The organism is Halobacteriovorax sp. DPLXC-1 (assembly GCF_036903125.1).
Taxonomy (GTDB): domain Bacteria; phylum Bdellovibrionota; class Bacteriovoracia; order Bacteriovoracales; family Bacteriovoracaceae; genus Halobacteriovorax_A; species Halobacteriovorax_A vibrionivorans.
The window spans coordinates 242,135-256,355 of sequence record NZ_JAYMCO010000001.1; the positions used below are offsets into that span (position 1 = coordinate 242,135).

Below are 14,221 nucleotides of genomic sequence, written 5' to 3' on the forward strand. Positions count from 1 at the left end.
CGGGAATAAAATATGACAGAGACTAAGAAGGCAAATCTACTTGCTTGGGCGATCTTCTTCTACTTAACAATGACAATTTTCTATAAAGCATTTGCTGGTATAGGCATGCTGCTCTTTGTTGTTTTGGCATTCTATGTATCAAAGGATTCTTACAAAGTAGTTTTAAAAAACAAATTACAAATATTTTTTATTCTTTTCATTGGCTCTATCTTAATTAGTAATATTTATAATGGTGGTGGTAATTACTCGAAGTTAAAATATTATATTATACCAATATTATTTTCCGCTGCTTTTTTTCAATTCGGCCATTTAATTACATTGAAATGGAAAAGAAGAATCTTATTCTGGACATTAACTCTTAGTGCAATTAGCTCTTTTATCGGACTAGTAACTCTTTTTTCAAAATTTAATATATTAAAATTTGAAGTTGATCATTATCCAAGAAATCAAGGCGCATTAATGGGTGGATCAATGTATTACTCTTATCCTATCGCAATTATAAGTTCTTTAACTTTATCTCTTATTGTCCATTATAAAAGATTTAAGTCTTATATAGATTTTAAAGTGTTATTAATTACATTAATCATTAATTTAATTGGTTTGTATTATGCCTATACAAGGGGATCTTTACTTGCTTTTATAGCCTCTCTACCCTTTATATTTTATTACACTAATAAAAAGATTTTCACGGCATCTTTCTTATTAGGACTATTACTAGCAGGTTCATTAACTTATGTAATTTTCAATAAGATTGACTTAAATTTTTATCGCTTCAATCAAAAAGAATCTAGTGATTCTTATAGAATCTCTCTGTTTAAAACTGCTTTCCATTTATATAAAGAAAAGCCCTTATTAGGATATGGTTTAAGAAATTACGGAAATGAATGTGAACGTATACAAGAACAACATGATATTAAACCTAGGCATTGCGCGGAACATTCACATAATCAATTACTTGACGCCATGTCAATGATGGGAACAATTGGATTGATTACTTATTTATTATTTTTCGGCTATTGGTTACTAACATATTTATTAAATTTTAATTTGATTAATTTAATTGCCCTACCAAGTTTTATAACATACTTAACTATTACTATTACTGACACACCTTTATACATCGGTCCGGTGACTTCAATATTATTTGTCATGTATGGAATGTTATTTATTAGGAAAAAAGCGTAGATTATTTTTTCTTAAGTGCAAAAATAACCATTGAGATTAAAATATTTCCAATTGCAGCCAGGAATATAAAAATGGCCCAACCTTGAGTGATGATATTAGCATCAACCATTTCCCATAGGCCCCAAGCAACGATCAAGGCAGTTGATGGAAGCGACATTGCAAGGGCCATGGGTTTAATCCACTTTGGATCGAAAAGCGCCATCGTTATCTCTTCCTTGCTACACGTCGTTCATAAACAGAGTTAAGTCGTTCTTGAATAACTTTATTATTTGGGTACTCACCTAAAATTGAATAATAGAGATCATAAGCCGTTTGTAAGCGCTCAATAGTTTCATAGCAATTGGCCATTAGAAATATTGCACGGACTTTTAAATCACGGCGGTCTTCACGTTTTATGTATTCACGAAAATATTGGATAGCGCGGTTCCATTCTTGCTTATCAAAATATAGAACACCAGATTGATAAAAGCTATCCACAAAGTATTTATGGTTACCATTATTATGCATCGTAACCAAATGCTTTGTGGCCATATCATATTTCTTTAACTTGATATATGAAATTGCTAAGCGATATTCATAGAGATCATGATTAGAAAGCTTAGGTCTAAAGTCTGAAAGCTTACTGTAAACATCAGCGGCTTTCTCATAGTCATTGATATATAAAAAAGCAATCTCACCAATTCTTTCTTGTGTTTTTACAAGCCAAACTGGATCTGTTGTAAGCTTTGGAATTTTTTCGTAGAAAGCAATACCCTTATAGTATTGTCCTAGAGAAACAGAATAAAGTTCTGCTATTTGGTAATTAACTTTAATTTTAATTTCATCATTTGGCGCCATCTCAAGTATCTTATGATACTGCTTCACCGCCAGGGCATATTCTTGATTAGTAATATAATTTTGAGCAATTAAAATATCCTTGTGAATTCTTGGTGTGAAGTCACAAGCAGACATGAAAAGTCCTAAAACTAAAAAGGCCAGCACATGGCCGGCCCTTTTAAGTATGTGAAAATTATTCTTCAGTATTTTCATCAATTCCGTCGTTTTCTGGCTCAACAATCTTAGCGATTGAAACAACCTTCTCACCTTCTTTTGGCTTAATAAGACGTACACCTTGAGTTGCACGACCCATTAGAGAAATTCCAGAAACCTTAGTTCTAACAACCTGGCCACGATCTGTAATGATCATTAAATCATCAGATTCAATAACAGGCTTAATCTGAACAATCTCACCATTCTTATCAGTAAGTCTCATAGCTAGAATCCCTTTCCCACCACGAGTTTGCTTACGATATTGTGAAGATTCAGTACGTTTACCGTACCCATTTTCAGTTACCGATAGAATTTCCATATTATCATCAATTAATTCCATTCCGATAATACGCTCTTCTTCAGCATTGATATTAATCCCTTTTACACCTTGAGAAACACGTCCCATAGCACGAGCATCTGAAGTGTCGAAACGGATAATTTTACCAGCTGATGAACAAAGAAGGATATCTTTTGAACCATCATTGATTCTAACATTTACAATATGATCACCATCTTGAAGCTTAATTGCAATTAGACCTGACTGCTTAACATTAGAGTATTCAGAAAGGGCCGTCTTCTTAACAAGACCTTTATTAGTTGCAAAAATTAAGTACTTCTCTTCCATATCCATATCGTGTGGAATTCTAATAATTTCTGTTACACGATCTCCACTTGGGATTTGGATTAAGTTAGCGATATTTCTACCTTTAGAAGTTCTAGTTCCTTCTGGCATCTCATAAACTTTCTTAGAGAAAACTTGTCCACGAGAAGTAAAGAATAGAAGCTTATCATGTGTATTAGCTGTAAAAATATTTGTGAAGAAATCATCTTCATTAGCAGCACCCTTAACACCTTTTCCACCACGCTTTTGCGCTTTGTAAGTATCAAGTGGCATACGTTTTACGTATCCTTTATGAGTGATTGTTACAATCATCTCTTCTTTTGCAACTAAATCTTCAATTTGAATTTCGTCTGCTTTTGCAACGATTTCAGTTCTTCTTTCATCTCCAAATTTTTCGATGATTTCTGTGAACTCTTCTTTAATGATATTTTTAATTTTTTCTTCAGAACCTAAGATTCCTTCTAAACGTGCAATCTCTTTCATGATTGCTTCATAGTCTGCAATGATCTTATCTCTTTCAAGACCAGTTAGACGTTGAAGTCTCATATCAAGAATTGCTTGAGCTTGAATTTCACTTAATGAGAATGTTGACATTAATTTCTCACGAGCATCTGTAGGCCCGTCAGACTTTTTAATCATTTCAACAACTTCATCAATATTTTCAACAGCTACTTTTAAACCTTCTAAGATATGCGCTCTTTCACGTGCTTTCTTCAGTTCATAAACTGTACGACGAATAATAATTTCACGTCTGTGATCAATGAAACACTCAAGTTGTTCTTTAATATTAAGAACTTTTGGAGAAGAGTTAACGATTGAAAGGAAGATAATACCAAAAGAAGACTGAAGAGCAGTCTGCTTATAAAGCTTATTCATGATTACTGTAGCAATCTCACCTTTTTTAAGATCAATTACAACACGAATACCTTCACGCGAAGATTCATCACGAAGATCAGAGATCCCAACAAGTGACTTAGAATTTACTAGGTCAGCAATCTTTTCAATTAGTTTTGCTTTATTAACTTGGTATGGAAGTTCAGTAATAACAATTCTTTCACGATCTTGTTTCTTACCATGTGTTTCCACATCCATTTTTGCACGCATTTGAACAACACCCTTACCTGTTTTATAGGCAGAGCGGATACCTTCAGTTCCATGGATCGTTCCTGCAGTTGGAAAGTCAGGACCAGGAATAACTTGCATGATTTCATCAATCGTCATATCGCGATTATCAACAAGTTGAGTAAGTGCTGTCATAACTTCTGTTAAGTTATGTGGTGGAATGTTTGTGGCCATACCTACGGCAATACCAGCAGATCCATTAACTAGAAGATTAGGAATCTTTGATGGAAGAACTGTTGGCTCTTTTAAAGAGTCATCGTAGTTAGGTTGCCAATCAACTGTTTCTTTATCTAAGTCTTTTAGCATCTCTTCAGAAAGCTTTTGCATTCTGATCTCTGTATACCTCATGGCCGCAGCATTATCACCGTCAATTGAACCGAAGTTACCTTGACCTTGAACCATTGGATATCTCATTGAGAAATCTTGGGCCATACGAACGATTGTATTATAAACCGCAGAGTCACCGTGTGGGTGATACTTACCAATAACATCCCCGACAACACGAGCAGATTTTAGAAATGGTTTATTGTGATAGTTACCAAGTGAGTGCATTGCATACAGACAACGACGGTGAACTGGCTTCATTCCGTCACGTACGTCTGGAAGTGCACGTCCAACGATTACAGACATAGCGTAATCGAGGTAACAATTTTTCATTTCATCGCGAATACCGATTTGTTGAATATTTCCGTGATTGTGGCTTCCACCATCACCGTTATCATTTTCTGTAATATTTGTTTCATCAGTCATGTTTATTTCCTCTTAATCAACGTAAACGTTTATACGTCTAGGTTCCTTACATTAAGTGCATTTTCTTCAACAAATTGTCTTCTTGGCTCTACTTGGTCACCCATTAGAACAGAGAATACAGAGTCTGCTTCAATCGTATCTTCAATCTTAACCTGTAGAAGTGTACGGTTTTCAGGATTCATTGTTGTTTCCCAAAGTTGTTCAGGGTTCATTTCACCAAGACCCTTATAACGTTGGATATATGCACCTTGTTTTGCATCATCGATAACAAAACTTGCAAATTCACGAAGAGCTTCAAATTCTCTCGAGTTACCTTTTTCAGGTTGATATAAGAACTTCCCTATTTTGTATTTTTGAATTCCGTCGTAGAGATTAATTAAATCTGCATACTCTGATGAATCAAGGAAGTACGAAGATAACTTAAACTTCTTAGTGCGTGCTGTTGTTTTAACAGTAATACGAAGTTGGAAACACTCATGCTCTTTATCTTCTTCAATAGTAAAAGCATAATTTCTTAATGTTTCAGCTTCATTTGCTTTAAAATGAGTATCTAAGTCAGTAACAATTTTTTCTAACTTTGCTTTATCTTTTAAATCAGCAGCTCTTATTCCAATCTCTTCAACAAGATGTCTAAGAAGTAACGTATCAAAGTGAATATCGTAAGACTTAAGTGTCTTATCGTATTGAGAGAATTTATTAACTAAATTCTTAGCTGTATCTTCTTCAATCATTTCACCATTGAAGTTAATTGCTGTTCCTTCAATTGCGTTTGCAACAAGGAAAGTCTCAAGAGCTTTTTCATCTTTAAGATAAATCTCTTTCTTACCTTTCTTGTATTTATATAATGGTGGTTGTGCAATATACACATAACCTTGCTCAATAAGTTCTGGGAACTGACGATAAAGAAGAGTCAGAATTAGAGTTCTAATGTGAGACCCATCGACGTCGGCATCTGTCATAATAACAAGTTTATGGTAACGAAGTTTTGAGATATCAAAATTCCCTTTACCAATTCCTGTTCCCATTGCTTGAACAATCATTTTAATTTCGGCATTACCAAGCATTTTGTCATAACGTGCTTTTTCAACGTTTAGAATCTTCCCTTTTAGTGGAAGTACAGCTTGATACTTTCTATCACGTCCCTGTTTTGCAGAACCACCGGCAGAGTCACCCTCAACGATATAAATTTCAGAAAGTGCTGGATCTTTTTCCTGACAATCTGCCATCTTACCTGGAAGGCCACCCATATCAAGAACTGATTTTCTTCTCGTTAATTCACGAGCACGACGTGCAGCTTCTCTTGCCGCCGCAGCATCAACTGATTTTCTAATAATAGTTTTTGCAGTTGTTGGATTTTCTTCAAAGTATCTCTTAAGGGCATCACCAACTAGTGAATTAACGATACCTTCAACTTCTGAGTTACCAAGCTTATCTTTTGTTTGACCTTCAAATTGAAGTTCTGGAAGCTTAACAGAGATAATGGCAGTTAAACCTTCTCTCATATCATCACCAGTTAAGTTTGTTTTAATTCCTTTAATAAGATTATTTTCTTTAGCATATGCATTTAGAACACGAGTAAGTGCTGTTTTAAATCCAGAGATATGTGTTCCACCACCTGGAGTTGTAATTGCATTTGCATAACCTGAAAGAACTTCTGAATATGAATCCGTCCATTGCATTGAAATTTCAACTTCGTAATCTTCACGAGATTCAACAATGTAAATAGGAGTTTTGTGAACAACAGTTTTAGCTCTGTTTAGATATTCTACGAACTCAACAAGTCCACCTTCATAATGGAAAGTTTCTTTTTTATCAGTTCTTTCATCTTTAACAACAATTTTAAGACCTTTGTTAAGGAAGGCCATCTCTCTAAAACGATTTGTTAATGTATCGTAATTGAAATCTAAAACTTCAAAGATTTCATTATCTGGTTTGAAAGTAACGGAAGTACCTGTTTGCTCAGGATCTTCTAACTCACCTACAACTTTCAATGGAGCAACAGCTTCACCATGTGCAAATTCAACTTGGTGAATTTTTCCATGTTTTTTAACTTCAACTTTTACCCATTTAGAAAGGGCATTAACTACCGCGGCACCAACTCCGTGAAGACCACCAGAAACTTTATAAGCTCCACCCTCTTCATTGAACTTTCCACCTGCGTGTAGTTTTGTATAAACAAGCTCAGCAGCTGAAACACCTTCAGTTGGGTGCATATCAACAGGAACACCACGACCATCATCAATTACAGTAACTGAGTTATCGACGTGAATGATAACTTTAATTTCACTACAGTATCCTGCAAGTGCTTCATCGACTGCGTTATCGACAATCTCATATACACAGTGATGAAGACCACGAAAGGCCGTATCACCAATATACATACCTGGTCTTTTTCTTACTGCTTCTAGTCCTTCAAGAACTTTAATCTGGCTAGCGCCATATTCTTGTCCGACCTTACCAATACTTCCTGCTTGATTTTCTTGATTTTCCAAAAGGAACCTCTCTTCCAATTTCTTGTGTCAGTGTGTTGTTGTTTTAAAAATATATTTTTGGAAGATAGATTAGTGAATGGATCCATTAGAGATATAGATCTTATTTGCTCCATCAATTTTTTCTAATTCTTCCTTAAATTTTTCATTTGCCGTTGTAATTAATACTTGGAACTCTCGTTGTTCCAAAAAATTTACAAGCCTACCCCATCTCGCTTTGTCTAATTCCCCTGAGACATCGTCGATAAGTACAATTGGATAGGTGTATAAGTTATACCTAAATAGCTCTATATAGGCAAATATGAGGCTCAAATAAGACATTTTTTGTTGGCCTAGAGAGCAGAATTCATAGGCATTCATTCCATCAAAAAGAAGCACGTAGTCATCTTTGTGGACTTGATACGTCGTATGCCCCACAACTAGGTCCTTTTCAAGTCTTTGTTGCATGTAATCAAAGATCATATCTGGTGAAAAGCCGTGAAAGCGTGAATCGACTTGGATATTAAGCTGGTGTTCTTCTGAAAAAATGTCGCGATAAGTTTTTTCACAATATGGAATTAACTCGGCTACAAATTGATTTCTCATGGCCACTAGCTCGTAAGCGTAATCTGCCATTTGACGATCAATAACTTGTAGCTGCTCTCTAAATTGTGGTGGCTTTTTAGAAAGAAGTACGTTTCTAAATCTAAGAGAAGAATTGTACTGATTTAATACTTTCTTATAATCGCGACTAAGTAGTGATAAGTGATCATCAAACCACTTTCTTCTAAAGCTTGGAATATTAGAAAATGAATATGAATCAAATGGATTAATAAATACTAATTTTGCATCAAGCTTTTTCTTGGTGTTCTTTCCATTTAGAGTCCACGAAGAACCATTAGGATTCATCTTTCCAGTAAAAGTGATTTGATCACCTTCATTTTCAAAAAGAGATGAAAATAATATTTCAGGATTATCCCCATCAATACTTAATAACTGTGGAAAAGTTGTATTTTTACGAAAAGATTTTCGAGTTACTAACACATGAAGCGCTTCTAATATATTTGTCTTACCATTTCCATTCTCTCCCAAGATGCAATTTATATTCTTATTGAAAGATATAATATCTGGCTGGAGGTTACGGAAGTTTGTAATCTGTAACTTAGATAGCTTCAAAATAATATAATCTCTTAGATTCTAAGTGGCATAATGATTCCAAGATAGTTTTGGATATCATTTGATCTTACAATCACAGCTGAGAATTCATTATTGAATTCAAAAGTAATATTTTCTGAATTTAAAATTGCAATTGAATCTAATAAGAATCGTGCATTAAATCCAATTTCAAGCTCCTTACCATTGTAATCAACAGCGATCGTCTCTTTCGCATCTCCAAGTGAAGGATGGTTAGCAGAGATTGTCATATGATTTTCAGTAAGCTTGATCTTAACTGCATTTGATTTCTCATTAGACATAATTTTAATACGTCTAATAGCATGCTGAAGAGTTTCTTTATCAGCTGTTAGAGAATAAGTCGTCTTAGCTGGAATTACAGCTTGATACTTTGGATATTCTCTAGCAATTAAACGAATACCTAATTGGTATTGCTCATTAGCTGTTACATATAAATAAGAGTCATCAACAGAAATAAACAGATTAGCACCTGGATAAGTTTCTGCAACTTTTCTAAGTTCTGATACACCTTTCTTTGGAATTATAATTCCATTAATAAGTGCTTCATTATTTTGTTCTGCTATGTCGTGTTCAATTAGTGATAATCGATGACCGTCTGTTGAGACAGCTCTTAACTTCCCTTCTACTTCTTGAAAATATATTCCGTTAAAGTGAAGTCTCGTTTCATCATTTGAAATAGCATATGAAGTTTTTGTGATTAGATTTAATAGATCATCTGAATTTAGATTGAATGTATTTTCGTTTCCAAAATGTAGGTTTGGAAATTCATCTGATTCATAAATTAAAAGTGAATAATGGATATCTTCACAATTTATTTTTAGAAGATTTTCACCTTCTTCCAACTCCATGTTGATATCTGTGTTAGGAAGTTCTTTTAATATATCAAATAGATTCTTAGCGTTTATACAAAATGAAGCTGAACCTTCAGTTGATGCATTAATTGAATACTTTGCTGATACTTCTAAATCTGTAGCTGATAAATATATTTTCTCATTGCTAACAGTTAGTAACGTATAAGTTAAGATTGGTCTTGAATTCTTCTTATCAATTACAGTTAAAATTTTATTTAGTGCATCTCTTAAGTTATCTGTATCTACCCTAAGCTTCATTTTTAATCCTATCAGAAATAATTGTGCTATTGTTGTATAATGGAAAACACCAGTTAGCAAGCTAGCATAGGCGTTTTAAGTGTTTCTCTTTTTATATATATTTATATTAATATAATATATAATCCTGTGGAAAAGTGTATAAGCTTCTACTTCCCTATTAGATCCTCATTCTCTCGATTTCCCATTTGTGAGCAATGGTTGATTAGTTTTTTTAACTCAATGCACACGTTCGTATATTATCATTTCAGTAACAATATATTGACGTTATTAGATTTTTACTCACGGCCAAATGTTGATAATTTTAGGGCGAGTTAAATTGCTTAACTTTTTATTAATTTGGCCATTCATTTACTCACATTTTGCAAACATGTTGATAACTTTTTTATCCACGGCCTACGTTTTTGTCGATTATATTATTAACGGCCGTGAATAAATTCTAAAATATGTTCTAAGTTATTAATTTTAATACATTTATTAATCCACAATTAAGTTTGTTGGCCGTGAATTGGCCGCTAATGGCCGTGGATAACTGTGATCTCGTCGAACCAAAGTTGACTAGTCAAATACTACTGTGAATTTGTCGGCCATTTGACTAGTCATATAATCAACATTTCACAAATTTCATGTGGATTAAACTGTGCCTTTGTCAGTGTTGGCCAATCATTTACTCACGGCCGAGTAGTCATCAAATAAAAAGACCACTCATTGAGTGGCCTATTTTTGGATAGTCATTTGACTAGTCAGAATTTAATTTGGATTTAGTAGTGATTAAAGTTGATTTTCAATCGTCATAATAGTCTTAGAAAGTAGGGGATCTTGCGATAGTCTTTCTGAGATTTTCTGTTCTGCGTGTACAACAGAGCTATGATCACGACCACCAAAGAAGCGACCAATTTCCTCATGAGTTGCATTTGCAAGCTTACGACATAAGTACATGGCCACAAAGCGAGCGTTAGCAATATCTTTCGTACGTGATTTTGACTTTAAATCAGCAACTGGTATTTTAAAATATTGAGATGTTTGCTTAGCGATACCTTCGATTGTAATTTTCTTCTCATCTTCAAAATCTCGAAGAGCAAGAACCTCTTTAACCATCTCTAATTCAATATCAACCTTCATGATATCAGAGTAGGCTGAAAGCTTAATTAGAGCACCTTCAAGCTCTCTAATTGAGTTTTTAACATTACATGCAATTAGATTAACAATATCTTCAGAAAGGAATAGGTCGAGATCATCTGCCTTAGCATTAATGATAGCAACTCTTGTTTCGATATCTGGCTTTTGAATATCAACAACAAGACCCCATTGTAGGCGAGTCTTGATTCTCTCTTCTAGACCATTAATCTCTTGAGGTGTCTTATCAGAAGTGAAGATTAACTGTTTTCCTTTTTGATAAAGCTCATTAAAGATATGGAAGAATTCGCGTTGAGTTCCTTCTTTGCCTTTAAGTTCATGAACATCATCAATCATAAGAACATCAACTTTCTCTGAATACTTTTGACGAAATTCTGGAAGTTGTTTGTTACGAATCGATTCAATCATTTCCTTCATAAAGTCACGTGCTGTAATTAAGCAGATAACAAAGTGAGGGTATTGATTTTGAATTCCATTGGCCATGGCATGCAAGAGGTGAGTCTTACCAAGTCCAGAATTCGAATGAATATAAAGAGAAGGGTATTTACCTGCTTTACCAGGGCTTTTAGCAATTGCTAGTGAAGCAGCGTAGGCCATATTATTAGATGGTCCGATTACGAAGTTCTTAAACGTCTTACTCTTATCGATTACAATATTATTATAATCATCACTTACGTGATCGATATATTTTGATTCTACTTTTGATAGAAGATCTTCCTGTACAGGCTCTAGATCAAGCGAAAATGAAATTTCATTTGCTGATTTAGGTCGATTCTGAGCTGGTTCTATAGGACCAGATGAATTTAAGCTCTGAGATAGTGAAGTTTGGCCACTATTAGCTAAGTTGCCGTTATTATTAGTAACGATAACGATTTGGTATGATTTACCTAACGTATTTACAATACTTTGGCTAATTTGCTCTAAATTCTTCTCAATGAATGACTTAATGAAATTTGTTGTTGTTGAGAATGTAGCTCTCTCACCATCAATATTAATTAGGCGAAAGAATTCACCTTGAAAAAACGATGCATACTTTTGTGGATTTATCAGTGATTTCAGTGAGTTATGTATTTCACAATTCATCATCTCTAACTCTTCGGCACTAAAGAAGTCATCTGATAGGCTAGAGTAGTCTTGAGAAGGATTACTATTTAAGCTTTGCTTGATATTGAAGGGATCTTCAATGATATTCTTATTTGCTAAGTCTTCAATATTATTAACTTTACTGTGTCCTAATTCATTGTGTGTGTTCGTGTTTGAGTTTGAATTTTTTAAAAATTCATTAAAAGGAAAGTTTCCCTGCATGATCTATTCCCTTGAGCTGCACTCGTCAATTTTTCTTTAATTCTGTGTTGTGGGGCAAATTTGTATCATGGCCCAAAATCCTAGGCCAATAAAAAAATAAGTTTTTTACGCATGGCCAAATAAATCAAATATTTTGGCCTGCACTATCTACAGGGCCATTGACCGGTGATGCGAAATGGTATAATACTAGCCCTTACAATATTAATTTTAAGTTTAACAGTTATAGTTAGGTAGGTTGAAGATGTCTAAAAGAACTTGGCAGCCAAAAAGAAAGAAAAGAATGAGAGTACACGGTTTCCTTAAAAGAATGGAAACAGCTGGTGGTCGCAACGTTATCAAGGCTCGTAGAGCTAAGGGACGTAAGCAACTTACAGTTTCTCACGGTAAGAAATAATGGAATCAGTTGATAGCACTTTTGATAAAAGTTCAAGATTGCTATCAACTGAAGATTTCTCTTATCTTCGAAAGAATTCAAAAATTATCACTGATCGCTGGCTAAGAGTTTATTATAAGCCATCGCGAATTAATTCTGAAACTTCTAGAATCGGATTTTCTGTTACCAAAAAAGTAGGTAAGGCAAATAAGCGCAATCTTTGTAAGCGTTTAATTCGCGAATTTTTTCGTATGAGTCCTTATCGTAATGATGGGAAAGATATCATGGTAGTTGTTTCTAATCGTCTTTTTAAACAATCTGAAGATCCTAAAAAAGACCTCAAAATCTCTTTAGAAAGAGCATTCGCAAAACTGCAATAAAAAGTTAACAAGTGCCGTAGGGCATGTTAAAAATCCTGTACTTATAATTACCAGTTTAGGAGTTATCTCGCATGAATAATGATCAAAAACGCACCGTTTTAGCGTTTGTATTAGCAGGTGTTATTGTCTTCACATGGCAAGCGCTTTTTAGTCCAACTCAAAACACTCAAACACAAGTTAAGCAAGAGCAGTCAACAGCTCAAACTCAAACAAAGTCAGAAACGACTTCGCAAGAGTCTACAACTCCTAAGGCAATTGCTACGAGTTCAGCAAAAGCAACAAATCTTAAAAGTGTCACTTTAGAGAATGGACCTTATAGTTATACTGTAAATAGCGATCTTTCTTTTAAAGCAGCTACTGGAAATAAAACGGCCATGAGTTTAAAGGAATTATCTGATAAAGATAACTTCTTTGCTTTTAAAGTAATTGATATCAACAATAACCTTCAAAACTTTAATTTTGTTTTTGATGAAAAAACATCACCAAATGAAGTTGTTGCAAATGATTTAGAAAAAAATATTTCTATTCGTTTAAGTCTTCTGGATGATGGGCGTTTAAGTTATGAAATCGAAGGTACACAAGACTTTAGACTTTCATACAATATGTCTTCATCAGAAAAACAATCTGATAACAGAACTTACCGTCAATATATTCTTCAAACAGTTGATACTGAACGTCTAAACTTAGAATCAGATGAGAATGGGGAAGGCAAGTTAAAGTGGTTAGGATTAGATTTTAATCACCATGTATTCTTAAATGTATTTAATGAAAAACAAACAATTAATTATCTGACGACTGAAAGTGGAGATGCTTTCTTTCAAACAGTTCGTGGTAAAAAAACTTATAACGGTTATATGTTATATGCTCTTAAAAATTATGATTACCTTCTAGCTTTTGACGATCAACTCGATCTTTCAATTGATTTTGGTATCTTTGGAATTTTTGCTGTTCCAATTCTTAAGGCAATGCAATTCGTATATAAGTATGTAGGTAACTACGGTATTGCTATTATTCTTTTAACACTTGTTATTCGTATCGCAACATACCCGCTGCAAGCTAAGTCTTTCCGTTCAATGAAGAAGATGCAAAAACTTCAACCTGAAATTGCTAAGCTTAAAGAAAAGTATGCTGATGATCCAATGAAGCAACAGAAAGCAACAATGGAATTATTTAAAAGATCTGGAGCTTCACCATTAGGTGGATGTTTACCAATGGTTCTTCAGATTCCTATTTTCATCGCTTTCTATCAAGCAATTTCAAATTCAGTTGAACTAGTTGGTTCTCCATTTTACTTTTGGTTAACTGATCTTAGTGCAAAGGATCCATATTACATTCTGCCTGCGATTATGGGTATTACAATGCTAGCTCAAACTAGACTTAACCCTTCAACATCAGCAGATCCTAATCAACAAAAGATTATGTATATCATGCCAATTGTTTTCATTTTTATTATGAAAGATCTACCGGCAGGATTAAATCTTTACTTTGCAGTTTCAAATATTTTAGGGATTGCACAGCAGTTATATGTTTATAAAACAGCAGACGCATAA

Annotated in this window: 11 protein-coding genes; 4 read left to right on the plus strand and 7 right to left on the minus strand. The window is 34.1% G+C overall.

What is annotated here, in order from left to right:
• The first annotated feature begins 12 nt into the window (after positions 1-12).
• The gene (locus VCM44_RS01220; protein WP_334677827.1) at positions 13-1,185 is read left to right on the plus strand and encodes an O-antigen ligase family protein; all 1,173 of its coding nucleotides are present in this window, start codon (positions 13-15) and stop codon (positions 1,183-1,185) included.
• A 1-nt stretch (position 1,186) separates the two neighbouring features.
• On the opposite strand, the gene VCM44_RS01225 is transcribed toward VCM44_RS01220, so the two are convergent.
• The 7 genes from VCM44_RS01225 to dnaA form a co-directional block, all read right to left on the minus strand.
• The gene (locus VCM44_RS01225; protein WP_334677828.1) at positions 1,187-1,387 is read right to left on the minus strand and encodes a hypothetical protein; all 201 of its coding nucleotides are present in this window, start codon (positions 1,385-1,387) and stop codon (positions 1,187-1,189) included.
• Positions 1,388-1,389: 2 nt separating this feature from the next.
• Entirely contained in the window at positions 1,390-2,214 is an 825-nt protein-coding gene (locus tag VCM44_RS01230; RefSeq protein WP_120403957.1) for a tetratricopeptide repeat protein, read from the minus strand.
• Positions 2,195-4,708, minus strand: coding sequence for a DNA gyrase subunit A (gene gyrA, locus VCM44_RS01235; RefSeq protein ID WP_120403956.1), 2,514 nt, complete (start codon positions 4,706-4,708; stop codon positions 2,195-2,197). The genes VCM44_RS01230 and gyrA overlap by 20 nt, the downstream gene beginning before the upstream one ends.
• 29 nt (positions 4,709-4,737) lie before the next feature.
• Complete coding sequence (gyrB, locus tag VCM44_RS01240) at positions 4,738-7,200, minus strand: DNA topoisomerase (ATP-hydrolyzing) subunit B (RefSeq protein ID WP_334677829.1); 2,463 nt, start codon at positions 7,198-7,200, stop codon at positions 4,738-4,740.
• A gap of 69 nt (positions 7,201-7,269) precedes the next feature.
• Positions 7,270-8,352 carry a DNA replication/repair protein RecF gene (recF, locus tag VCM44_RS01245; protein WP_334677830.1) on the minus strand — a complete coding sequence of 361 codons (1,083 nt, stop codon included), beginning with the start codon at positions 8,350-8,352 and terminating at the stop codon, positions 7,270-7,272.
• Positions 8,353-8,366: 14 nt separating this feature from the next.
• Entirely contained in the window at positions 8,367-9,479 is a 1,113-nt protein-coding gene (dnaN, locus tag VCM44_RS01250; RefSeq protein ID WP_114705998.1) for a DNA polymerase III subunit beta, read from the minus strand.
• Positions 9,480-10,247: 768 nt separating this feature from the next.
• Positions 10,248-11,918, minus strand: a complete 1,671-nt coding sequence (gene dnaA, locus VCM44_RS01255; RefSeq protein ID WP_334677831.1) for a chromosomal replication initiator protein DnaA — start codon at positions 11,916-11,918, stop codon at positions 10,248-10,250.
• A 241-nt stretch (positions 11,919-12,159) separates the two neighbouring features.
• On the opposite strand from dnaA, the gene rpmH reads away from it, so the two are divergent.
• The 3 genes from rpmH (at position 12,160) to yidC (ending at position 14,221) form a co-directional block, all read left to right on the plus strand.
• Complete coding sequence (gene rpmH, locus VCM44_RS01260; protein WP_103218603.1) at positions 12,160-12,312, plus strand: 50S ribosomal protein L34; 153 nt, start codon at positions 12,160-12,162, stop codon at positions 12,310-12,312.
• Positions 12,312-12,671 carry a ribonuclease P protein component gene (gene rnpA, locus VCM44_RS01265; protein ID WP_114705996.1) on the plus strand — a complete coding sequence of 120 codons (360 nt, stop codon included), beginning with the start codon at positions 12,312-12,314 and terminating at the stop codon, positions 12,669-12,671. Before rpmH ends, rnpA begins: the two co-directional genes overlap by 1 nt.
• A gap of 71 nt (positions 12,672-12,742) precedes the next feature.
• Complete coding sequence (gene yidC / locus VCM44_RS01270; protein ID WP_114705995.1) at positions 12,743-14,221, plus strand: membrane protein insertase YidC; 1,479 nt, start codon at positions 12,743-12,745, stop codon at positions 14,219-14,221.